A 23,082-nucleotide genomic window follows, 5' to 3' on the forward strand; every position below is an offset into this window, starting at 1 on the left:
GACGTCGCCGCGGCCGGCCGGCCGGATCGCCCGGACCGTGGGACCGGCGACCCACGCCTCAGCCCGCGCGATCGGGGGTCGGGACGTCCACCGGATCGGTGAGCGAGAGCCGCCGGGTGGCGAACCGCCAGCCGATCGCGTAGACCACCGTGACCAGGCCGCAGCCGGCCAGCACGGTGCGCTCGTCCACCCGGTCCACCACCAGCGCGACCACCAGTTGGCTGACCGCGATGGCGAGCGTCGCCAGCATCATGTCGGTGGCGAAGACCCGGCCGCGCAGCCGGTCCGGCACCTCGCCCTGCAACGCGTAGTTGGACAACACCCAGTTGCTGCCCCCGCCCAGGTGCGCCAGGAAGACCAGGACCAGCACCAGCGGGAACCAGGAGACCAGCGAGGCGCCCAGGTAGGCCAGGCCGTACATCGACATGGACAGGGCCAGGCCGGTGAGCAGCCAGGCCCGGTTGCTGAGCACCCGGCGGGTCAGCAGCGGCCCGACCAACGCGCCGGCGCCCCGGGCGGCGAAGAGCAGGCCCGCACCCACCGCCCCGACCCCGTACACCCCGGCGAGCAGCGGGAAGACGGTGAGCACCCCGTTGCCCAGGCCGACCGCCGACTTCACCGTGACCAGCGCCAGCACGCGTGGACGGTGGGCGATGTAGCGCAGCGCCTCGCGGATCGCTGCCCAGGTGCGCGGCACCGCGGCCGCCGGATCCCGGGGGGCCTGCAACGGGCGGCGGATGAGCGCGGCCAGACCCGCCGCGGCGGCCAGAGCCGCGGCGGCCACCCAGAAGCTGACGTACGGGCCGGAGACGGCGCTCAGGATGCCGCCGAGGGAGGCGCCGACCACGGTCATCGTGCCCCAGGCCGAACCGGCCACCGCGTTGCCCGCCGCCAGGTCCTCCGGGTCGACCACGTTGGGCAGGGCGGCCTGGGCGGCGGGCGAGTAGAACGCCTTCGCCACCGCCACCAACGCGATCGCCGCCAGCGCCAGCCAGGCCGTCCCGGCGCTGCGCACGCCGAGCAGCAGCAGGACCCCGACCAGCGCGGCCACGTTGGCCGCCATCATCACCCGGCGGCGGTCGAGCCGGTCGGCGACCGTGCCCGCGTACGGCAGCAGCAACGCGGTGGTGCCGGTGTCCACCGCGAGCACCAGCGCGCCCCAGATCCCGCTGCCGGTCAGGTCGGGCAGGAGCACCAGCAGCGGCACCATGACGAACCAGTCGGCGCCGAACACCACCAGCTCGGCGAGGAACAGGTTACGGAAGTCACGGTTACGGGCAACGAGCGACAGAGCGGGCGACACGCCGGCACCCTACCGGGCCGCCTCCTGGGCGGCAGCGCGGCGCAGCAGGTCGGAAACCGTGACGAAAGTGTAACCCCGGGCCCGCAGCCCGCCGATCATGTCGGGCAGGCCCCGCAGCGCGACACGTCTGCGCTCGTCGCCCACGTCGTGCGCGAGCAGGATCGTGCCGGGACGCACGTCACCGACGATCCGCCGGGCGTGCCCGACCGGGTCGTGCGGGAACTCGCCCTCGACCATCTGCAGCGACCAGAGCACCAGCCGGTAGCCCAGCCGGGCCGACGCGTGCAACACCGCCCCGCCCAGGTGGCCCCAGGGCGGGCGGAGCAGGCGCGGCACCATCCCGACCGCCGCGCTTATCGCGTCGTGACTGCGGCGCAGGTCGTCGTACGCGGTCGCGGCGTCCATCCGGGCCAGGTCCCCGTGCGCCCAACTGTGGTTGCCGACCTCGTGCCCGGTCATCCGGCCCCGCACCAGCGCGGCGTGCTCGCGGGCCCGCGCACCGACCAGGAAGAACGTCGCCGGCACCCGGTGCTCGGCCAACGTGTCAAGCACCGACGGGGTCCACTGCGGCAGCGGGCCGTCGTCGAACGTCAGGGCCACCAGCGGCTCGGTGGTGCGGGCGCCCCAGACGACCTGCACGTCGCCTCCGCCCACGTCCTGGCGGCGGTTGCCGAGCGTGGCGCCGGCCGGGCCGCCGCCGAGCGGAAGCCGACGGTCGGCCACCCAGGTGCTCTCCACGGTCGCGGCGCACCCGAGCGCGGCGCCACCGAGCAGCAACGCGGACCGGCGCAACACGGTGCGTCGGCTCCACCGGAATCCGCCGTCGGCCATCCCCGCCTCACACGCTCCGTAAGCAATCTCTCGCGGAGCGTACCGCCTGCGCAGGGCCGGAAGGCGTCCATCGGCACCGTGCGGACGGGGGCCGGCCGGACGCACGTGCGCCGGCCGGCCCCGCCCACCCCTCAGTCGGTGGGGGGCAGCGGAGATCGGCGGCTCTTCGGCAGGCGCAGCACCTCGAACTGGTCCGTGCCGTCGACGAGCGCGCCGGACGGGCGGGACGGCGTTGGGGCGACCTCGGCCCGCCGCTGCCCGCCACCGACGCCGGCCGGCACCGGGGCCGGCTCCTCGACCGGCTCGGCCGGCTCCGCGGCGCCCCGGCGGCGGGCCCGGAAGGAACCCTTCGTGTGCTCCACCATCGTGTAGAGCGTCGGCACCAGCACCAGCGTCAGCAACGTGGAGCTGAGCAGGCCACCGATCACCACGATCGCCAACGGCTTGGAGATGAAGCCGCCCTCACCGGTCAACCCCAACGCCATCGGCAGCAGCGCGAACACGGTGGCGATCGCGGTCATCAGGATCGGTCGCAGCCGCCGCCGGCCACCCTCGACCACGGCCTCGGTCACGCCCATGCCCTGTGCCCGGTACTGGTTGATCAGGTCGAGCAGCACGATCGCGTTCGTCACCACGATGCCGACCAGCATGAGCACGCCGATCAGCGCCGGCACGCCCAGCGGCGTCCCGGTCACCAGCAACAGGCCGATCGCCCCGGTCGCGGCGAACGGCACCGAGATCAGCAGGATCAGCGCCTGGGTCAGGCTGCGGAACGTCGCCACCATGATCAGGAAGACGATGGCGATCGCCGCCAGCACCGCCAGACCGAGGTCCGCGAACGCGTCCGCCTGGTCGGCGCTCACCCCGCCGATCACGTACGTGGCACCCGGCACGTCCAACGCGTCCAGCCGCTCCCGCAGCTCCTGACTGGTGGCGCCCAGGTTCGAGCCGGTCGCCGTGCCGGTGACCGAGACGCTGCGCTCACCGTCGATCCGGGTCACCTGCTGCGGACCGTCGACCTGGTTGACGTCCGCGACCGCGTCCAGCGGCACCGCGCCCACCCGCAACGCGCGCAGCTCCGCCACGGTCAGCGGTGGACGGGCCCCGCTGCTCAACACGACGGTCTGCGTCGTCCCGTCCAACGTGACCTGACCCAGCGGCGCACCCCGGTACGTCTGCGCGACGAGCTGCCCGACGGCCGCCTCGGTGAGACCCGCGCGGGCCGCGGCGACCCGGTCCACGGTCACCTCCACCCGGGGCACCCGGGTGGCCAGGCTGGTGGTGACGTCCTCGATGCCGGGCGTACCGGCCATCGCCCCGCGTGCCGCCTCCGCGCCCCGGGCCAGCGCCTGCGGGTCCGCGGCCTGCACCACCACCTCGACCTGGTTGGCCGAGGTGCTCTGCCCGCCGCCGAACGTCAGCTCGCCCACCTCCGGGCCGAGCGCGTCGAACTCCTTGCGCAGGGCCTCCCGCACCTCGGTGGCGTCCGTGTCGTCGGTCAGCGCCAACGACCAGGTGGCCGCGTCGCTGCCGCCCCCGGCGAACGGGTTGTCGCCGCCGCCGGCGCTGACCTGGTAGGTCTCCACCCCCGGCGTACGCCGCAGCACCTCCTCGACCCGGGCGGCGGCCCGGTCGGTGCCGGCCAGTGAGGTGCCGGCCGGCATCTCCTGGCGGATGGCGAGCGTGTCCTGGCCGGAGTCGTCCAGGAAGTTGGTCTCCAGCTTCTGCGCCAACCCGAAGGTCCCCAGGAGCACCAGCAGCCCCAGCCCCACGGTCGCCCATCGGGTCTTGCGGGACCGGGTGGCGAACCCGATGACCGGCAGGTACGCCCGCTGGAGCGGATTGCGCAGCTCCTTCTCCTCGGCGGCCCGGCGGTCGGCGTCGTCGGCCACCCGGCCGCGCGGACGAAGGAACCAGTACGCGAGCACCGGGATCACGGTCAGCGACACCAGCAGGGAGGCGAGCAGCGCCACCGTCACGGTGATCGCGAACGGGGCGAAGAGCTGCCCGACGAAGCCGCCCACCAGGGCGATCGGTGCGAACACGGCGACCGTGGTGAGCGTGGACGCGGTCACCGCGCCGGCCACCTCCCGGACCGCGGTGAGGATGGCCTCCCGCTTCGGTTCGCCGTACTCCAGGTGCCGTTTGATGTTCTCCAACACCACGATGGAGTCGTCCACCACCCGGCCCACCGCGATGGTCAACGCGCCGAGGGTGAGCAGGTTGAGCGAGTAGTCGCCGACCCAGAGCGCGATCAACGCCACCAGCACCGACAGGGGGATGGACACCGCGGTGACCACGGTGGACCGCACCGAGAGCAGGAAGACCAGGATCACCACCACGGCCATGACCAGGCCCAGCAGGCCCTCGGTGGTGAGGCTCTCGATGGACCGCTCGACGAACGGTGCCTGGTCGAACACCACGGTCAACTCGGCGCCGGCCGCGGCCGACAACTCGTCCAGCCGGTCCCGGATGTCGTGCGAGATGTCGACCGCGTTGCCGTCCGGGCTGGCGGTGATCGCGATGCCGAGGCTCGGCTTGCCGTTGGTGCGGGTGAACGAGGTCGCCGGGGCGAGCTGCTGCTCCACCCGGGCCACGTCGCCGAGACGTACCGGGGCGGCGGGGGCGGTGGTGAGCACGACACCGCGCAAATCGTCCAGGGTCCGGATCGGGTTGCCCACCTGCACCGGCAGCGACCGGTCGCCGTCGGCGAGCGCGCCGGCCGGCACGGCCACCCCGTTGGTCTTCAGCGCCTGCCCGATCGCGGCCGGCGACACCCGGGCGGCGGCCAGCTTCGCCGGGTCCGGCGTGATCGTCACCACCTGGTCGCGGGCGCCTGTGACGTCCACCGAGCGGACCCCGTCCAACGCCTCCAGCTCGGGTACGACCGAGGCACGCAGCTTCTCCGCCAGCGCCCGCTCGTCACCGTCGCCCGTGGCGGCCACCACCACGGCCGGCAGGTCGTCCGTGCTGCCGGCGATGACCTGCGGGTCGACGCCCTCGGGGAGCTGCGAGTCGATCCGGCTCAGCGCGGTCTCCATCTTGTTGACCACGTCGTCCAGGTCGGTGCCGAACGCGTACTCCACCTGGACCGTCGCCGCGCCCTCACGGGAGGTCGAGGTGACCTTCTCCAGGCCGGGGATGCCCCGGAGGCTGTTCTCGATCGGCTCGGCCACCTGCGACTCGACGATCTCCGGCGCGGCGCCCGGGAACGGCGCCACGATGAACGCGGCCGGAAACTCCAGCGACGGCAGCAGCTGCTGCTTCAGCGACGGCACGGCGAACGCCCCGAACGCCGTGGTCACCAACGCGATGAGGGCGATCAGGCCCCGGTTGGCGAGACTGAATCTGGCGAGCAGCGACATCGGCGTTACTCACTCCTGAAGAGGGAAGGATGCGGGGGTCCCTGAGTCTGCCGCACGCGCCCCGCACCCACCCTTGTGGGGTGTCCCCCGACAGCACCACCTCCCCGGGCCGGGGACGGCCAGGAAGCGGGTGGGTCAGGCCAGATCGAGGGAACGGGCGGCGGCCAGCGCGTCGTTGGCGATGGTCACCGGCACCGGCGCGGTCGAGATGGCCCACTCCGGGTCCTTCAGCCCGTGCCCGGTGACGGTGCAGACCACCCGGGACCCGGCCGGCACCCGGCCGGCGGCGGCCTGCTGGAGCAGACCGGCGACGCTGGCGGCGCTGCCCAGCTCGACGAAGACACCGACCTCGCGGGCCAGCAGCCGGTACGCCGACAGGATCTCCCGGTCGGTGACCGCCGAGATCAACCCGTCGGAGGCGTCCCGCGCGTCGATGGCCTTCGTCCAGCTCGCCGGGTTGCCGATCCGGATGGCGGTGGCGATGGTGGACGGCTCCGGCACCACCTGGCCGGTGACGATCGGGGCGGCCCCGGCCGCCTGGAAGCCGTACATCCGGGGTGCCTTCGTCGCGTTGCCGTCGCGTAGGTCCTCGGAGTAGCCCATCCAGTACGCGGTGATGTTGCCCGCGTTGCCGACCGGCAGGCAGTGGATGTCGGGCGCGTCGCCGAGCGCCTCGACGATCTCGAAGGCGGCGGTCTTCTGCCCGTGCAGCCGGTCGATGTTGACGGAGTTGACGAGCGCGACCGGATAGTCCTGGGCGAGCTTGCCGGCCAGGCCGAGGCAGTCGTCGAAGTTGCCCTGCACCTGGAGCAGCTTCGCGCCGTGCACCAGGGCCTGGGCCAGCTTGCCCAACGCGATCTTGCCCTGCGGCACGAGCACGGCGCAGGTGATCCCGGCGCGGGCCGCGTACGCGGCGGCCGAGGCGCTGGTGTTGCCGGTGGAGGCGCAGATGATCGCCTTGTCGCCGGCCTCGACGGCCTTGGAGACGGCGACGGTCATGCCCCGGTCCTTGAACGAGCCGGTCGGGTTCGCCCCCTCGACCTTGAGCCACACGTCCGCGCCGACCCGGGCGGAGAGCACCGGCGCCGGCAGCAGCGGCGTGTTGCCCTCGTGCAGGGTGACGACGGGAGTCGCGTCGGTGACCGGCAGCCGATCCCGGTACGCCTCGATCAGTCCCCGCCACATGTCGCGCTCCTCGCCTCCGTCGCCCCGCGCCGGGGCATACCAACAGCCTGGACCAGCCGTCGCGGCCAGCCAAGGCCACACCCTGCCCTAACCATCAGGCGGGATGTGGGTCACGCGCCGCCCTCGACCCGCAGCACGCTCGTCACCGAGCGGACGATGTCCAGCCCGCGCAGCTCCCCCACCGTGGCCGCGAGCGCCGCGTCCGGGGCGACGTGGGTGACGATGACCAGTTCGGCGTCCCCGCCGGCCGGCCCCTGCCGGACCGTGGCGATGGACACCTCGTGCCGGGCGAAGACGCCGGCCACCCCGGCCAGCACACCCGGACGGTCGTCCACCTCAAGGCTGATGTGGTAGCGGGTGAGCGCCTCGCCCATCGGGCGTACCGGCAGGTCCGCGTACGCGGACTCGCTTGCCGCGCGTACCCCGGCGAGGCGGTTGCGGGCCACCGCCACCACGTCGCCGAGCACGGCGCTGGCGGTGGGCGCGCCACCGGCGCCCCGGCCGTAGAACATGAGCTGCCCGGCCGCGTCGGCCTCGACGAAGACCGCGTTGTACGCGTCGCCCACGCCGGCCAGCGGGTGGGTCAGCGGGATCATCGCCGGGTGCACCCGGACGTTCACGGTCTCCCGCCCGGCCGGGTCGACGCCCCGGGCGGCGATGCAGAGCAGCTTGATGGTGCAGCCCATCGCCTTGGCGCTGGCCATGTCGGCGGAGGTCACCTCGGTGATGCCCTCGCGGTGCACGTCGGCGGCGGTCACCCGGGTGTGGAACGCCAGGGAGGCGAGGATGGCGGCCTTGGCGGCGGCGTCGAAGCCCTCCACGTCGGCCGTCGGGTCGGCTTCCGCGTACCCCAGCTCGGTGGCCTCCTCCAGCGCCTCGGCGAAGCCGGCGCCGGTGGCGTCCATGGCGGAGAGGATGAAGTTAGTGGTGCCGTTGACGATGCCGGTGACCCGGGTGATCCGGTCGCCGTGCAGCGACTCGCGCAGCGGGCGCAGCAGGGGGATGGCCCCGGCGACGCTGGCCTCGTAGTAGAGGTCGGCACCGCCCTCGGCGGCGGCGTCGTGCAGGGTCGCGCCGTCCTCGGCGAGTAGCGCCTTGTTGGCGGTGACCACGCTCTTGCCGGCACGCAGCGCCTCGACCAGCCAGCCGCGGGCCGGCTCGATGCCGCCGACGACCTCGACCACCACGTCCACGTCGTCGCGCTTGACCAGCCCGAGCGCGTCGGTGGTGAACAGCGCCGGGTCGACCGGCAGGTCGCCCCGGTCACGGCCGAGGCGGCGTACGCCGATGCCGACGATCTCCAGCGGGGCGCCGATCCGGGCGGCGAGGTCGGCGGACTGCTCGTGCAGCAGTCGCACCACGTCGCTGCCCACCGTGCCGCAACCGAGCAGCGCCAAGCGAACCGGTGAGGTCATCCCACATCCAATGCGAGCAGGTCGTCTTCGGTTTCCCGGCGGACGATCAGCCGGGCCTGGCCGTCCCGGACGGCGACGACCGGGGGCCGCGGGACATGGTTGTAGTTGCTGGCCATGCTCCGGCAGTACGCCCCGGTGCCGGGCACCGCGACAAGATCTCCCGGCTGCACGTCGGCGGGCAGGAATTCATCCTTCACCACGATGTCCCCGGACTCACAATGCTTTCCCACCACGCGGGCGAGCAGGGGCTCCGCCGCCGACGTGCGGTTGGCCACCGTCGCCGAGTAGGACGCGTCGTAGAGCGCGGTACGGATGTTGTCGCTCATCCCCCCGTCCACGCTCACGTACGTCCGGAGCCCGTCGAGGCCCTTCACGGTCCCGACCTCGTAGAGCGTGAACACGGCCGGGCCGACGATCGCCCGGCCCGGCTCGACGGACAGGTGCGGCACGGCCAGGTTCTCCGCCGCGCACTCCCCGTCGACGATCTTGCGGAGTCGCTTGGCCAGCTCGTGCGGCGACGACGGGTCGTCCTGGGTGGTGTACGCGATGCCGAAGCCGCCGCCCAGGTCCAGCTCGGGCAGCTCCACGCCCCGGGCGTCGCGGATCTGCGCCTGGAGGGCGAGCACCCGGCGGGCGGAGACCTCGAAGCCGCTGGCGTCGAAGATCTGCGAGCCGATGTGCGAGTGCAGCCCGCGCAGCTCCAGCACGTCCTCGTCGAGGATCGCCAGCGCCGCCGCGGCGGCGGCGCCGCCGGCCAGCGAGAAGCCGAACTTCTGGTCCTCGTGGGCGGTGGCGATGAACTCGTGGGTGTGCGCCTCCACGCCGACGGTGACCCGCAGCAGCACCCGTGGGCGTACCCCACGCTCGCGGGCCAGCGCGGTGAGCCGGTCGATCTCGGCGGTCGAGTCGACGATGAGCCGGCCCACCCCGGCGTCGACCGCCCGGGTCAGCTCGGTCACCGACTTGTTGTTGCCGTGGAAGCCGATCCGCTCCGGCGGCATCCCGGCCGACAGCGCGGTGGCCAACTCACCGCCGGTGCACACGTCGAGGAACAGCCCTTCCTCGGCGATCGCGCGGACCACCGCGCGGCAGAGGAACGCCTTGCCCGCGTAGTAGACGTCCGCGTCCGGGAACGCCGCCCGGAACTCGCGGCAGCGCTCCCGCAGGTCGTCCTCGTCGAGCACGTACGCCGGGGTGCCGTACTCGGCGGCCAGGTCGCGCACGTCCAGACCGGCGACGGTCAGCGCCCCGGCCGGACCGCGCGTCACGTGCCGCGGCCACAGCCGCGGCACCAGGGCGTTGACGTCGGCGGGGGGACGCAGCCAGGCCGGCTCCCGCTGACCGATCTCACCGTGCAGTGCGCCTGCCTCGTGTGCGCGCATGACTACATCCGCTCCGGCGCGGACACCCCGAGCAGGTGCAGGCCGTTGGCGATGACCACCCGGGTGGCGTCGTTGAGCCAGAGCCGGGCCCGGTGGGTGTCGGTGGTCTCCTCGTCGCCCTGCGGGGCGATCCGGCAGTTGTCGTAGAACCGGTGGTAGGCCGGGGCGACGCTCTCCTCCAGGTAGCGGGCGATGCGGTGCGGCTCGCGCAGCTCGGCGGCGGTGGCCACCACGGCGGGGAACTCGGCAAGCGCCTTGAGCAGCTCGTTCTCCTTCTCGTGACCGAGCAGCTCCGGGTGGAAGGACGCGCCGTCGCCGCGGGTCAGGCCGATCTCGGCCGCGTTGCGGGCCACACCGGCGGTGCGGGCCGCGACGTACTGCACGTAGTAGATCGGGTTGTCGTTCTTGGCCCGGGTCCACAGCTCGACGTCGATGTCGATGGGCGAGTCGGCCGAGTAGCGGGCCAGCGCGTAGCGGGCGGCGTCCACGCCGATCGCGTCTACCAGGTCCTCCAGGGTGACCACTGTGCCGGCGCGCTTGCTCATCCGCACCGGCGCGCCGTCGCGGACCAGGTTGACCATCTGGCCGATGAGGATCTCCAGGCTGCGGGCCGGGTCGTCGCCGAAGCAGGCGGCCATCGCCTTCATCCGGCCGATGTAGCCGTGGTGGTCGGCGCCCAACATGATCACGACCTGTTCGAAGCCGCGTTCCCGCTTGTCCAGGTAGTAGGCGCAGTCGGCGGCGAAGTAGGTCCACTCGCCGTTGGACTTGCGCAGCACCCGGTCCTTGTCGTCACCGAAGTCGGTGGTGCGCAGCCAGGTGGCGCCCTCGGACTCGAACACGTGCCCCTGCTCCCGCAGCCGGGTCAGCGCCGCCTCCAGCGCGCCCCGGTCGTGCAGGTCCTTCTCGTTGAAGTAGGTGTCGAACTCCACGCCGAAGTCGCGCAACGAGGACTTGATCTCGGCGAACATCAGCTGGACGCCCTCGGCCCGGAACACGTCCTGCGCGGCGCCCTCGGGCAGGTCGAGCACGTCCGGCCGGAGGCGGATCACGTCGGCGGCGATCTCGGCGATGTACGCGCCTCCGTAGCCGTCCTCCGGCGCCGGCTCGCCCCGGGCGGCGGCCAGCAGCGAGCGGGCGAACCTGTCGATCTGGGAGCCGGCGTCGTTGAAGTAGTACTCCGTGCCCACGTCGGCGCCGGTGGCGCGGAGCAGGCGGCTGAGCGCGTCACCGACGGCCGCCCACCGGACCCCACCGATGTGCACCGGGCCGGTCGGGTTCGCCGAGACGAACTCCAGGTTGATCCGCTGGCCGGCGAGGGTGTCGCTGCGCCCGTACGCCGGGCCGGCCTCGACGATGACCTTGGCGAGCTGACCGGCGGCGGCCGCGTCGAGCCGGATGTTGAGGAAGCCCGGCCCGGCGATCTCCACCGACTTGACCCCCGGCGCCTTGGCCAGCTCGTCGGCCAGCCCGGTGGCCAGTTCCCGCGGGGGGACGCCGACCTTCTTGCTGAGCTGGAGCGCCAGCGTGGAGGCGTAGTCGCCGTGATCGGGATTGCGGGGTCGCTCGACGGTGGTCTGCGCGGGCAGCGCGGCACGGTCCAGACCCCGGGCGTCGAAGACGGCGTGGGCTGCGGCGAGGACGACCTCGGCGAGTTCTGCGGGAGTCACTGATCCATGTTATCGGGGGTAGACTCGGCCACCGCGGCGGTGACCCAGCATGTGAACCGGTGCCCCGCACCCCCCTGACCGACCGACCTGACGAGGCACGATGAGCATCAGCACCCCGGGCGGCCCGGAACGCCGTCCCACCGTGGTCAGCACCGGCAAGAAGCCGGGCGCCGGCCGGCCCGCGGCTGCCGACAAGCCCGCCGCCAAGGACGGAGCGGACAAGACCGGAACGGCCAAGGCCGGCGCGGGCAAGGCCGGAACGGCCAAGGCCGGCGCGGGCAAGGCCGACGCGGGCAGGCCCGGCGCGGGCAAGGCCGGCGGCGGCAAGGGCAACCCGCGTCCCGGCGCGGGGGGCAAGGGTCGCAAGCCGATCGCCCCGGTGAAGGTCAGTCAGGGTCGTTCGTGGGGCCCGATCGCGCTGTTCGCGGCGGTCGGCCTGCTTGCCGTCGGCATCATCGGCGCCGGCGCCTGGGCGGTCTACCAGGGCGCCCAGCCCTGGGAGAAGCGGGCCCGGGCGATCGACGGCGTGGTCGACTACCGCGAGAAGGACAAGGAACTGGTCAAGGGCGGCAACCACCAGCCCGGCACGATCAAGTACGACATCCTCCCGCCGGTCGGTGGGCCGCACAACCAGGCCTGGCAGAACTGCATGGGCGACGTCTACGACGCCCCCATCGCCAGCGAGCACGCGGTGCACAGCCTGGAGCACGGCACCGTCTGGATCACCTACCGCCCGGACCTGCCCGCCGACCAGGTGGAGAAGCTCAAGAGCAAGGTGCAGGGCAAGGAGAAGATGATGCTCAGCCCGTTCGAAGGGCTGGACAAGCCGATCTCCCTGCAGGCCTGGGGCTACCAGCTCAAGGTCGACAACGCCGACGACGGGCGGATCGACGAGTTCGTCAAGACGCTTCGCGTGAACGCCTCGGTCGAGGGCCCGAACGCCCTCTGCGACCAGGGCGTCACCGCCCCCGGCACCACCCCTCGCGACAACCTGCCCCAGCAACAGCCCGCCCAGTGAGGACGCCGCGATGAGCGCGCCGGTGACCACCGACAGCGAGATCGACGAGGCCCCGGCCGCCGACGGCCGGGGGGCGGCGCGACGCTACGGCCTGCTGGTCGTGGCCGCCGCCGTCGTGGTCGGGCTCCTCCTGGGGTACGCCGGCGGTCTGCTCACGCCGGCGCTCACCCGACCGGGGAACAACTCGGTGGAGGCGGGCTTCGCACGCGACATGACGGCGCACCACAACCAGGCGGTGGCCATGGGGCTGCTCGCGTTCCGCCAGGGCGAGGACGCCGAGGTACGCCAGATCGGTGTGGACATCGCCACCGGGCAGCAGGGTGAGATCGGCACCATGCAGACCTGGCTGCGCTCCTGGAAGCTGGATCCGACCGGCGACGAGGCTCCGATGGCGTGGATGTCCGACGGCGGCGGCCTGGTGAAGAACGGCCTGATGCCGGGGATGGCCACGCCGGAGGAGATGGCGAAGCTGCGGGCGGCGGGCGGCCGCGAGTTCGACGTGCTGTTCCTGCAGATGATGATCCGCCACCACATCGGCGGCGTGCACATGATCGACGGCATCCTGGACGAGGGGCACGACGACGACGTCCGGGCGGTCGCGCAGACCATGAAGAACACCCAGCAGAACGACCTGACGAACCTGTCCGCGGCGCTGAAGCGCCTGGGTGGCACCCCGTAGCCGCGTCACCCGTCCAGCCCACCCGGAGCCCGCGTCGTTGCCGCGACGCGGGCTCCGGGCTTAGCACCGTGACCAACTTTGCCCGTTATGACCGTTTATAACGTTTTGGCGCTAACAACCCATTGCACTGCTTAGCGACTTTTCTACCTACATATCGTGACCGGTTGGGATTCGTGGTCGTTGCGTAGGACGTGGGGGTTGCACTCAGAGACGCAGGGCGGTCGGTGACCAGCTGGTGCCGACGCCACACCATCGGCGGTGACGGAGCGGTGGCAGCCGTCCGTCGCGGACTGCGGCAGGGCGAGCCGGGAACGCTCAGCCGCGAACAGGAACTCGAACTCATCGACGTGCTGCGGGGGGTCCACCCCGACGAGTTCGGTCTGGACGAGGAACTCTGGACCCGGCAGAGCCTGACCGCGCTCATCGAGCGCCGGTTCGGGCTGGCGCTGGACACCGGCACCGTCGGGGCGTACCTGCGGGCTTGGGGGCTCGGGCCGCGCGAGCCGCGCGAACGGGCCTGCGGGCTCTGCGTCGGCGCGGTCGAACGGTGGGTACGCAGCGAGTACCCGGCGATCACCCGGGCCGCACAGGAGCACGACGCGGAGGTCTACTGGATCGGCCGGGTACGCCTGCGCGGCACCATGCCCGCCGCCGACGTGGTGTCGGCGGTCTCCTCCCGGGGACGGGTGCGGTTCATGGTGACCACCCCGTCGGTGGACCCGCCCCTGCCCCGGGACTTCGTGCTGCGGCTCAGTGGGGCCGAGGAGCGCACCGTGCACCTGATCGTGGACGGCTCATGGCCGCGCAACGAGTGGCCCCGCCGACTGCCCCAGCGGATCGCGGTGCACCCGCTGCCGAGCTGCGGTCGCGCCGTCGCCGCCGCCTGAACCGGCCGAAGATCGACCGCGGGATACCGATTCGGTGATCGGAGACGGGGTTTGCTACTCTTCTCGGGTCGCTGAGCCCCCGTAGCTCAGGGGATAGAGCACCGCCCTCCGGAGGCGGGGGCGCAGGTTCGAATCCTGCCGGGGGCACCAGAGCAAACCAGCACGAGAGGCCCTTGACCGGGCGAAAACCGGTCGGGGGCCTTCGTCGTCGAGGCACCCCGGGCCCGTGACCGGGGCGCGGCCTGAACAGCTTTCGCCTTTGCTGCCGGAAACCGGGGGTGGGCGCCTCCCGGCCCGGTTAGCCTCGCGGTGACGGGTTCCACCGCAGCCACCCCGGAAAACGCCGCGAGGTGATCGTTGCCCGACACGCCGCTGACCAACCGGCCCAAGATGCACACAGGCGTTCCCGCGTCCCTGACCGCTGTCGAGCAGTGGGTGCTGCGCGCCGTCGCCGTCGCCGACGCGCCCTGCGGCCTGTGGTTCCTCGATCAGATGGCCAACCGGGCCGGCACCCCGCCGCAGCCGTCGATCGAGGGGACGGTGGAGGAGCTGATCTGCCGCGGGTTCCTCGTCGACACGGCCGCCGGACTGCGGCTGGCCACCATCGCGCTGCGCGACAGCGTCCTGCGGGACGCTCCGCCGTCGTTGCGCCAGGGACTGCGCGAGACCGCCGCCGAGGTGCTCGCCGACGCCGGCCGCCCGGCCCAGGCCGCCCGGCAACTGCTGCGGGCCATGCCGGCGTCCAGCGGCTCCGCCCGGACGCTTGTCGCCCGGCTGGCCGACCACCCGGCGGTCAGTCCCAGCCTCGCCGCGGACCTGCTGCTCGCCGCCCCCGCCCCCGAGGAGGCGCCGAGCGCCTGACCTGGCTGGTCGACCTCGTGGACAACCTCTTCCTCGCCGGCCGGGTGGACGAGACGCTGGCGATGCTGCACCGGGAGGTCGCCGCCGACAGGTACGGGCCACGCCAGCAGGCCGTCCTGCTCGGCCGGCTCGGCGCCTGCTACGCGACGCAGCGGCCCGCCCTGTCGCTGACGTACCTCGGTCGGGCGCTGGACCAGGACCGGGATGCCGCCGGTCGGAGCTGGGCCCTGACCATGCTGGCGTCGCTGGCGGCCCGCTTCGGGCATCCCGACGCCACCGACCTCCTGGCGAGAGCGGAACGGGCCCACGCCACCGCTCCGGCCCCCGGCGGGGAGATCCGGCTGGCACTGGCCCGCGCGTCGCTGGCCGCCGGCATCGGCGACCTGGCCGGCGCGGCACGATTCCTGCGCGAGGTGGACGCCACCGAGCCCACGGCCCGCACCCAGGCGATCTTCCTGCGCCTGGCCCGGGTCGCGAGCCAGGTCGCGCTGGGCCACTACGTCGACGCCGCGTCCGCGCTCGACGCCGTCGGCGCCGAGATCGACACGTTGGGCCTGGTGGCGCAGCCGCTGTTCACCGCCCTGGACTGCACGGTCCGGCTCGCCACCGGCGAACTCGCCGAGGCGGAGGCCCGGGCCCGGCTGGCGTTGCGGGAACCGGGCACCTCCATGCCGGTGGAGGCCCGGGTGGACCTGCTCGCCACGGTGGTGGAGGTGCTGCTGCGCCGGGGTGAGGTGGGCCCCGCGCGGGCCCTGCTCGCCCGGGAACGCCCCGCCGTGGACTGGCCCGACCACATGCAGTGGTTCCGGCTTGGCTGCGCCGCCGCCGAGGACCCGGAACCGGACCGGCACGCCGCGCTCCTGCGGGCCACGCTCGACATCCCCAACCGGACGAGGGCTCCCCTGCTGCTGGTGCCACACCACGGGCCCCGGCTGGTACGGGTGGCGCTGGCGCTCGGCGACCGGCACCGCGCCGAGGTGCTCGCCGGCCACCTGAAGCGGGCCGCCGGCACCGCCAACAACCGGCTCTGGCGGGGCGTCGCCCACCAGGCCGACGGGCTGCTGACCGGCGACCCGGCTGCCCTGCACGCGGCGGTACGGCTGCTGCGTACCACCTCTGCCCGACCGGCGCTGGCCGACGCCCTGCGTGACCTGGCGTCGGTGCCCGGCCTGCCGGCGGTCCAGGCGCGGGACGTGCGCGCCGAATACGCCGCCATGTACACCCGGATGGGCGCCACGGGCGACCTGACGCCGGGGCGCACCCCCGCACCCGCCGATCCCGCGCCCCCGACCCTCGCGACGCTGACCCCCGCCGAGGTACGGGTGGCCGAGTTGCTCGCCGTCGGGATGACGAAGCAGGAGGCGGCGCGGGACCTGTTCGTCTCGTTCCACACCGTCGACACCCACCTGCGCGCGATCTACGCCAAGCTCGATGTCCGCAACCGGGTGGAGCTGGCGCTGGTGTGGGAGGCCGGGCAGCACGACGACCGCTGAACGCGACGATCCGGCGCGGAGGCCACCCGCCTCGGGTGGCCTCCGCGCCTGTCGATGTCAGTGCCGCTGGACCGGGCTCTTCGTCTTCGGCAGCGCCTCGACCAGCTCGCGTGGCACGTTGATCGTGTCGGCGACCACCTCCGGCGGGACGTTCGCCAGCCACTGTGCCAGCGACACGTCCTCGAACTTCGCGGTCCGGAACAGCTCCAGGTAGACGAAGGGCTTGTCGCCGGTGTTCTCGATGTAGTGGCCCATCGAGATCGGCACGTAGCCGACGTCTCCGGTCTGCATGTTGAAGGTGCGCGCCGTGCCGTGGTTGGCGAACACCCCCATACGCCCCATGCCCGAGATGACGTACTGCATCTCCGCGCCGTTCGGGTGCCAGTGCAGTTCCCGTAGCGCGCCGGGTTCGATCTCCACCATGGCGACGGTCGTGGTGATCGCCGCGGCGAAGTTGCTCGAGTCGGCGATGCGGACGCTGCCGCCCTCGAACTTCTCCGGTGTCTGGGCGAGCAGGCTGTGCTTGAACGTCCGCGGCACGTCGCCGGTGGGGCTGAACACCCGGTCCTCGGCCAGCGGCGGCGGGACCCGCGTGCCATTTCTCGCCCTCACGCTGGCCACCGGCCTGGCTGGGGTGGTCGATGCCTTTTCCTTCCTCAAGTACAAGGTTTTCGTGGGCATTCAGACGGGCAACGTGGCGTTCGTCGGAATGGGGGCGGCAGGTCATCTCCCGGCGTGGCCGTCCGCACTGGTGTCGCTCGTCGCTTTCGGTCTCGGCGGCCTGCTCGGTGCCGGCATCCGCAGGCTGTCGCCGGCCGGCCCGCTCACCCCGCCCGGGATGGAGCTGCTCGCCATGCTGGCGCTGCTCGTCGTCTGGGGTCTGGTGGACCGGTCCCTCGATTCGGGACGCGGTTCGCTGGCCGAGCGCACCGTGTTGACCGCGCTCCTTGCGTTCCCGGTCGGCATCCTCGGCGGCCTCATCGTCCGCACCTTCGGCGTGCAGACCGCCACGTCCTACCAGACCGGTACGGTGCTGCGCACCACCAAGGGCATCGCCGACTGGATCTTCGAGCCGTCGGGCCGCGCCGCGGCCGGCCGGCTCGCCGCCACCGGCCTGCTCTGCCTCGTCAGCTATGCGGTGGGCGGATATGTGGGGGCGGCCACCGAGAGCCGGCCGATCTGGACCCTGGTGGTCACCTGGGCACTCTCGGTGGCGCTGATCGCGCTCACCTGGGGCAAGCGGTCACCGGCGACCGCGCGTCGCTGACCCGGCTCACCCGGCCGCGCGCCGGGCCCGGGCACGACGCTTGCCCTCGTGCATCGCCTGCACCCGGGCGACCGGGATGGTCCGCCCCTCGGCGACCAGGTCCGCCGGCAGCCGCTGCGGCGCGGGCATCTCCCCGGCCCACGGGTCCCGGTCGCCGAGCAGCGCGGGCGCCGTCCGCACGGTGAAGTCGGCCGGCCGCGCCGCCTCCAGGTCGACCCACCCCACCGGGTACGACACCGGCGTGCCGGGACGGATGCGAGGGCTGTACGCGGCCACCACGGTCGCCCCGTACGCCCGGGTGGAGTCGACGAAGACGCGGCCGCCACGGTCGGCCACGATGAACGCGGTGGTGGCCGCCGCCGGGTCGAGCCGTTCGGTGCGGGCGGCGAGGGCCCGGGTCGCGGCGGCGGCCTCCTCGGCCGTCGTCTCCGGCGCCACCGGCACGATCACGTGCAGCCCTTTCGCCCCGCTGGTCTTCACCGCGCCGGCCAGTCCGCTGTCGGCGAGCGCCTGCCGCACGAGCAACGCGACCCGCACCGCGGCCGGGAACGAGTCGCCCTCCGGCGGGTCCAGGTCGAGCACCAGATGGGTCGGGTGCTCCGGGTGCCCGGCGTGGGCGAGCGTCGGGTGGTATTCCACCGCGCGCTGGTTGGCGAACCAGAGCAGCGTCCGCCTGTCGTCGCAGAGCGCGTAGGAGATCCGCCGGCGGGACGCCTCCGCCCAGACCTCGGTGCGGCGCACCCAGTCGGGCGTGTACTTCGGCAGGTTCTTCTGCATGAACGGCTCCTGGCCGGGCCGTACCCGCAGCACCGACAGCGGCCGGTCGCGCACCTGCGGCAGGATCCGTTCCCGCACGGCGTCGAGGTAGTCGACGAGGTCGCGTTTGGTGGCCCCGGCGCCGTCGAACAGCGGCTGGTCGAGGTTGGTCAGCGACACTCCGGCCCGGGTCTCGTCGGCGGCGCCCATCCGCCCACCTTCCCGGGCCGGGGCCGGCTCGGCAACCCCGACACGGCACCGGGCGTCGGCGACCGGTCCGGCCGGTTCAGCCCGCCACCCGCTGCGCCCAGTCGATGTGGTGGTCGAACAGCCACGCCTGGGCGGCGCCGTCGTTACGCGCCAGGTATCGGGCGGCGAGTGGCATGCCCAGGTTCCGGATGGTCCGTCCGACCGGGCCGGCCACCTTGGTGCTGCTGGTCCGTCGTCCCTGCGCGACCACCCGTTCCACCCGTCCACGGCGCAGCCGCTCGTACTCTCCGAAGGCCGCCGGGACGTCCGGCAGGTCACGCAGGCAGCGGGCGAGCTGGACGGCGTCCTCGAAGGCCATCGCCGCGCCCTGTCCGGAGGAGGGTGCGGCGGTGTGCGCCGCGTCGCCGATGACGATCATCCGGTCGCGGTGCCAGCGCGGCACCGAGGGCAGGTCGTACGTCGGCCAGCCGTACTCGATCCGGGCGGTGTGGTCGAGGATCGCCGCCGCCGGTCCGGGATCGTCGGCGAGCAGCGCGTGCAGCCGGGCGCGTGCCTCGTCCGGGTCGATCGCGGCGAGGTGTTCCCGGCTCGGCTCGACCGGCTGCGGCGGGTTGGCGAACCACCAGACCTCGTCGGGTCCCACCACGATCCAGCAGAAGAAACAGCGCCGGCCGAACATCATCTGCATCGCGCCGGGCGGGTCGGGCAGGCGCAGCCCGTGGGCGAACCCGCCGGCGTTCAGCAACGGCACGTAGCGGGGCGTGGGGGCGGCCGGGTCGATGACGGTGCGGACCCGGGAGCGCAGCCCGTCGGCACCGACCAGTAGGTCGCCGTGGACGGTGCGGCCGTCGGCGAACAGCGCGGTCACGCCGCCGTCGGTCGGGACGGCGTCGGTCAGCCGCGCGCCGTGGACGAACTCGACGCCTTGGCGCACCGCCTCGTCGCGCAGCGCCTGGTAGAGGTCGGAGCGGCCGACGGTGCGGCTGCCGGGGGCACCGAACTCGGCGAGCCGGCGGCCCCGGTGGTCGCGCATCACCATCCGCGGTGTCGGGTGGCCGAGCCCGGCGACCAGGCCGTCGAGTCCGATCGCGCGCAGCGCGTCCAGCCCGTTGGCCGCGAGCGTGAGGAACGCGCCGACGCCGACGGCGTCGCGCGGGTACGCCTCGTGGACCGGGGCGTCGATGCCGGCGCGTCGTAGCGCCATGGCGGCGACCGGACCGGCCAGGCCGGCACCGACGACAACAGCTTTAGTCATGTCATGACTATACATAAAATGACTATGAGTGGCCAGGGGTCACCTAGGGTGGGCGCATGACGGCTCGTCGCTCGCCGCTGGCGATGATGGTGCTGGCCCTGCTGGTCGAGGAGCCGATGCACGCGTACCGGATGCAGCAGCTCATCCGCGAGCGGGACAAGCAGGACGTGGTCAACGTCGCGCAGCGCAACAGCATCTACCAGACCATCGAGCGCCTGCGCCGCGACGAGCTGATCCGGGTCGCCGAGACCACGCGCGAGGAGGGACGGCCGGAGCGCACCGTCTACGCGCTCACCCCGACCGGACGGCGCACCCTGGACGGGTGGCTCGCCGACGCGCTCGCCGCCCCCGCCCGGGAGTTCCCGGAGTTCCCCGCCGCCCTGTCGTTCCTGCCCATCCTGCCGCCCGAGGAGGCGACCCGGCGGCTCGAACAGCGGGCCGTCGCCATCGAGGCGCGGCTGCGTGAGCGCGTGGCGACCCTGAACGCGGTGGATCTGCCGCGACTCTTCCTGGTCGAGGACGAGTACCGGGCGGCCGTGCTCCGCGCCGAGCTGGACTGGGTCCGCGCGCTCGTCGCCGACCTGCGCGCGGGAAGGCTCACCTGGTCCGGCGACTGGCTCGCCGAATGGACCGGCTGACCAGGCAGAACAGCCTACTGTGGCGAAGACCACGCGCCCGATCTGACCGATCGGTCAGGTGCTGACCGATCGGTCAGGCATGCTGGAGGACATGGCACGTTCCACCCCGGCCACCCACGGCGAGCTGCTCACCGCGGCGGCCCGGCGGTTCGCCGTCACCGGCTACAAGGGCACCTCGTTGCAGGACATCGCCAACGAGGTGGGCTGCTCGAAGGCCACCGTGCTCTACCACTTCGCCAGCAAGGTCGCGCTGCTGCGGGAGCTGATGGCCCCGGCCATCGCGATGCTGGAGGAAGTCGACGCCCGGACCGCCGCGCACACCGGCGCGGAGGCGCAGCGCGTCGCCGCCGAGGGCTTCGTCGACCTGGCGGTCCGGTTCCGCCGGGAGATCGCACTGCTGCGCGGGGAGTTCGGTGACCTGCTCCAGGAGCCCGCGTTCGCGCACATCCAACAGATCTCCGAGCGGCTGGTCGCGGCCTTCGCCGGCTTCTCCGATCGGCCGGCGGCCCGCGTCGCCGCGCTCGTCGTACTCGCCGGCATCGCCGAGACCTGCGGCGAGTTCCTGGACATCCGCGACGACGAGCTGCGACCCGCGCTGCTCGCCGTCGCATACCGCGCACTCGACGTCACCATCTGATCCACACCCGAGGACGAAGGAAACTCATGGCCACCCTGCTGTACCGGCTCGGCCGGGCATCCCTGCGCCGACGGCGACTCGTCGCCGTCGTGTGGCTCGTCGTACTCGTCGGTCTCGGCCTGGCCGCGGCCACGCTGAGGGGCCCGACGGCGAGCAACTTCACCATGCCCGGCACCGAGTCGCAGAAGGCCATCGACCTGCTGGCCGACCGGTTCCCCGCGGCCAGCGGCGCCACCGGCACCATCGCCGTCAAGGCGCCGCAGGACGGCGCGCTCACCACACCCGCCGGGCAGGCGGTCGTCAAGCAGGTCACCCAGGAGGCGGCCACGCTGCCCGGGGTGGTCGGCGCGGTCGACCCCTACCAGGCGCAGGCGCTCACCCCGGACGGCCGGTACGCGCTGATCCAGGTGCAGTTCGCCGGCCGCGCCGACGACGTCACCGACGAGCAGTGCGAGGCGTACGAGAAGGTCGGCGCGCAGGCCGAGGCGCAGGGCTGGCAGATCGCCCCCGGCGGCGAGGTGCTCAACGGCGAGCCGGAGGTCGGCTCGACCGAGGTGCTCGGCGTGGCGGTCGCGGCGATCGTCCTGGTCATCACGTTCGGGTCCCTGGTGGCGGCCGGGATGACCATGCTGAACGCGCTGATCGGCGTGGGCGTCGGCATGGCCGGCCTGTTCGCGCTCAGCGGCACCGTCGAGCTGACCAGCACCGCGCCGATCCTGGCACTCATGCTCGGCCTCGCGGTCGGCATCGACTACTCGCTGTTCATCACCTCCCGGCACCGACAGAACCTGCTCGACGGGCTGTCCCCGGAGGAGGCGGTCGGCCGTGCGGTCGGCACCGCCGGCTCGGCCGTGGTCTTCGCCGGGGCGACAGTGGTGGTGGCGCTCGCCGGTCTGGCCGTCGTGGGCATCCCGTTCCTCACCGTGATGGGTCTGGCCGCCGCCGGCACCGTGACCGTCGCCGTGCTCGTGGCGATCACGCTGGCCCCGGCGCTGCTCGGCTTCGCCGGCCGCAAGGTGCTGCCGCGCAAGCTGCGTGACCGCAAGGCGGTCGAGGACCCGGGCACCGGCTCGGAGGACCGCTCCGGCTTCGGGTTCCGCTGGGCGAACTGGGTGACCAGGTTCCGCATCCCGGTCATCCTGGTCGGCCTGCTCGGCCTCGGCCTGCTCGCGATCCCGGCCCAGGACATGCGCCTGGCGCTGCCGGACGCCTCCGCCGCCGCCGAGGGCACCCCGGCCCGGGTCAGCAGCGACCTGGTCCGGGAGGGCTTCGGTCCCGGCTTCACCGGCCGGCTCGCGGTGGTGGTGACGGCCGACTCGCCGCAGGCCACCCAGGCCGCCGTGCCGCAGGTCGCCGAGCTGATCCAGAAGACCGACGGGGTGCTCGCGGTGGCCCCGCCGCAGGTCGACCCGTCGGGGCGTACCGCCCTGATCGGGGTGATCCCGAAGACCGGGCCGACCGAGGAGGCCACCGAGACGGTCGTGCACGACATCCGTGAGCGGGTATCGGGCGTCCAGAACGTCGACGTGCTGCTCACCGGCGTCACCGCGGTCGGCATCGACGTGTCGGAGAAGCTCTCCGACGCGCTCCCGGTCTATCTGCTGCTGGTGGTGGGCCTGTCGATCCTGCTGCTGATGCTGGTGTTCCGGTCGATCCTGGTGCCGGTCAAGGCGGCGCTGGGCTTCCTGCTCACCGTGGCGGCCACGTTCGGCATCACGGTCGCGGTGTTCCAGCAGGGCCACCTGGCCGACCTGGTCGGCCTGGACACCCCGGCGCCGCTGGTCAGCTTCCTGCCGATCCTGCTCATCGGCATCCTGTTCGGCCTGGCCATGGACTACGAGGTCTTCCTGGTGTCCCGGATGCGCGAGGACTTCGTGCACGGCGACACCGCCCAGCAGGCCACCATCAACGGCATGGGGCACGGTGCCCGGGTGGTCACCGCCGCCGCGCTCATCATGATCTCGGTGTTCGGCGGCTTCGTCTTCCTGGAGGACCCGATCATCAAGTCGATGGGCTTCGCGCTCGCGGTCGGCGTCGCCATCGACGCGTTCGTGGTCCGGATGACCATCGTGCCGGCGGTGATGTCGCTGCTGAACAACGCCGCCTGGTGGCTGCCCCGTTGGCTGAACAAGATCCTGCCCAACGTGGACGTCGAGGGTGAGGGCCTGCGCGCCCACCTCAACGAGAAGAAGCACGCCGAGGCGTGAGCCGACGGGTGGGGCCCCGCCGG

At 73.0% G+C, this 23,082-nt stretch carries 19 protein-coding genes and 1 tRNA gene; 10 read left to right on the forward strand and 10 right to left on the reverse strand.

The window, feature by feature from the left end; translation table 11 throughout:
* Nucleotides 1-58: 58 nt before the first annotated feature.
* The 7 genes from ACLQ2X_RS04995 to argS form a co-directional block, all read right to left on the reverse strand.
* The gene (locus ACLQ2X_RS04995) at nucleotides 59-1,303 is read right to left on the reverse strand and encodes an MFS transporter (protein ID WP_425679741.1); all 1,245 of its coding nucleotides are present in this window, start codon (nucleotides 1,301-1,303) and stop codon (nucleotides 59-61) included.
* 9 nt (nucleotides 1,304-1,312) lie between these two features.
* Nucleotides 1,313-2,134, reverse strand: coding sequence for a polysaccharide deacetylase family protein (locus ACLQ2X_RS05000; protein WP_425679742.1), 822 nt, complete (start codon nucleotides 2,132-2,134; stop codon nucleotides 1,313-1,315).
* Between the two features lie 131 nt (nucleotides 2,135-2,265).
* Nucleotides 2,266-5,499: an efflux RND transporter permease subunit gene (locus tag ACLQ2X_RS05005; protein WP_425679743.1), complete on the reverse strand. Its 3,234-nt coding sequence runs from the start codon at nucleotides 5,497-5,499 to the stop codon at nucleotides 2,266-2,268.
* Between the two features lie 135 nt (nucleotides 5,500-5,634).
* On the reverse strand, nucleotides 5,635-6,684 hold the full coding sequence (gene thrC / locus ACLQ2X_RS05010; protein WP_425679744.1) for a threonine synthase: 1,050 nt from the start codon (nucleotides 6,682-6,684) through the stop codon (nucleotides 5,635-5,637).
* Nucleotides 6,685-6,794: 110 nt separating this feature from the next.
* Nucleotides 6,795-8,099, reverse strand: a complete 1,305-nt coding sequence (locus ACLQ2X_RS05015) for a homoserine dehydrogenase (protein ID WP_425679745.1) — start codon at nucleotides 8,097-8,099, stop codon at nucleotides 6,795-6,797.
* Entirely contained in the window at nucleotides 8,096-9,481 is a 1,386-nt protein-coding gene (gene lysA, locus ACLQ2X_RS05020; protein ID WP_425679746.1) for a diaminopimelate decarboxylase, read from the reverse strand. Before lysA ends, ACLQ2X_RS05015 begins: the two co-directional genes overlap by 4 nt.
* A 2-nt stretch (nucleotides 9,482-9,483) precedes the next feature.
* The gene (gene argS / locus ACLQ2X_RS05025) at nucleotides 9,484-11,151 is read right to left on the reverse strand and encodes an arginine--tRNA ligase (protein ID WP_425679747.1); all 1,668 of its coding nucleotides are present in this window, start codon (nucleotides 11,149-11,151) and stop codon (nucleotides 9,484-9,486) included.
* 100 nt (nucleotides 11,152-11,251) lie between these two features.
* Between argS and ACLQ2X_RS05030 the strand changes: the two genes are divergently transcribed.
* From ACLQ2X_RS05030 to ACLQ2X_RS05055, 6 genes are all read left to right on the forward strand, one after another.
* Nucleotides 11,252-12,169, forward strand: a complete 918-nt coding sequence (locus tag ACLQ2X_RS05030; protein WP_425679748.1) for a DUF3105 domain-containing protein — start codon at nucleotides 11,252-11,254, stop codon at nucleotides 12,167-12,169.
* Between the two features lie 10 nt (nucleotides 12,170-12,179).
* A complete protein-coding gene (locus ACLQ2X_RS05035) occupies nucleotides 12,180-12,848 on the forward strand; it encodes a DUF305 domain-containing protein (protein WP_425679749.1) in 669 nt (222 codons plus the stop codon).
* Between the two features lie 191 nt (nucleotides 12,849-13,039).
* The gene (locus ACLQ2X_RS05040) at nucleotides 13,040-13,735 is read left to right on the forward strand and encodes a winged helix-turn-helix domain-containing protein (protein WP_425679750.1); all 696 of its coding nucleotides are present in this window, start codon (nucleotides 13,040-13,042) and stop codon (nucleotides 13,733-13,735) included.
* A 75-nt stretch (nucleotides 13,736-13,810) separates the two neighbouring features.
* Nucleotides 13,811-13,885: transfer RNA gene (locus ACLQ2X_RS05045), tRNA-Arg, on the forward strand.
* Nucleotides 13,886-14,092: 207 nt separating this feature from the next.
* Nucleotides 14,093-14,596, forward strand: a complete 504-nt coding sequence (locus ACLQ2X_RS05050) for a hypothetical protein (protein ID WP_425679751.1) — start codon at nucleotides 14,093-14,095, stop codon at nucleotides 14,594-14,596.
* 17 nt (nucleotides 14,597-14,613) lie between these two features.
* On the forward strand, nucleotides 14,614-16,089 hold the full coding sequence (locus ACLQ2X_RS05055) for a helix-turn-helix transcriptional regulator (protein WP_425679752.1): 1,476 nt from the start codon (nucleotides 14,614-14,616) through the stop codon (nucleotides 16,087-16,089).
* Nucleotides 16,090-16,146: 57 nt separating this feature from the next.
* On the opposite strand, the gene ACLQ2X_RS05060 is transcribed toward ACLQ2X_RS05055, so the two are convergent.
* Nucleotides 16,147-16,701, reverse strand: a complete 555-nt coding sequence (locus tag ACLQ2X_RS05060; RefSeq protein WP_425679753.1) for a cupin domain-containing protein — start codon at nucleotides 16,699-16,701, stop codon at nucleotides 16,147-16,149.
* 22 nt (nucleotides 16,702-16,723) lie between these two features.
* Between ACLQ2X_RS05060 and ACLQ2X_RS05065 the strand changes: the two genes are divergently transcribed.
* Nucleotides 16,724-17,356: a DUF1275 family protein gene (locus ACLQ2X_RS05065; RefSeq protein ID WP_425680013.1), complete on the forward strand. Its 633-nt coding sequence runs from the start codon at nucleotides 16,724-16,726 to the stop codon at nucleotides 17,354-17,356.
* A 6-nt stretch (nucleotides 17,357-17,362) separates the two neighbouring features.
* Here the strand turns inward: ACLQ2X_RS05065 and ligD are convergent, their stop codons facing one another.
* Nucleotides 17,363-18,322 (reverse strand): non-homologous end-joining DNA ligase, encoded by a 960-nt coding sequence (gene ligD, locus ACLQ2X_RS05070; RefSeq protein ID WP_425679754.1) that lies wholly within the window; start codon nucleotides 18,320-18,322, stop codon nucleotides 17,363-17,365.
* Between the two features lie 76 nt (nucleotides 18,323-18,398).
* Complete coding sequence (locus ACLQ2X_RS05075) at nucleotides 18,399-19,577, reverse strand: FAD-dependent oxidoreductase (RefSeq protein WP_425679755.1); 1,179 nt, start codon at nucleotides 19,575-19,577, stop codon at nucleotides 18,399-18,401.
* Nucleotides 19,578-19,633: 56 nt separating this feature from the next.
* Here ACLQ2X_RS05075 and ACLQ2X_RS05080 point away from each other — a divergent pair, with 56 nt between their 5' ends.
* From ACLQ2X_RS05080 to ACLQ2X_RS05090, 3 genes are all read left to right on the forward strand, one after another.
* The gene (locus ACLQ2X_RS05080; RefSeq protein WP_425679756.1) at nucleotides 19,634-20,215 is read left to right on the forward strand and encodes a PadR family transcriptional regulator; all 582 of its coding nucleotides are present in this window, start codon (nucleotides 19,634-19,636) and stop codon (nucleotides 20,213-20,215) included.
* Nucleotides 20,216-20,306: 91 nt separating this feature from the next.
* The gene (locus ACLQ2X_RS05085) at nucleotides 20,307-20,852 is read left to right on the forward strand and encodes a TetR/AcrR family transcriptional regulator (protein ID WP_425679757.1); all 546 of its coding nucleotides are present in this window, start codon (nucleotides 20,307-20,309) and stop codon (nucleotides 20,850-20,852) included.
* Nucleotides 20,853-20,878: 26 nt separating this feature from the next.
* Nucleotides 20,879-23,059 (forward strand): MMPL family transporter, encoded by a 2,181-nt coding sequence (locus ACLQ2X_RS05090; protein ID WP_425679758.1) that lies wholly within the window; start codon nucleotides 20,879-20,881, stop codon nucleotides 23,057-23,059.
* The last annotated feature ends 23 nt before the right edge of the window (nucleotides 23,060-23,082 follow it).

The organism is Micromonospora sp. DT31 (assembly GCF_049841795.1).
Lineage (GTDB): Bacteria > Actinomycetota > Actinomycetes > Mycobacteriales > Micromonosporaceae > Micromonospora.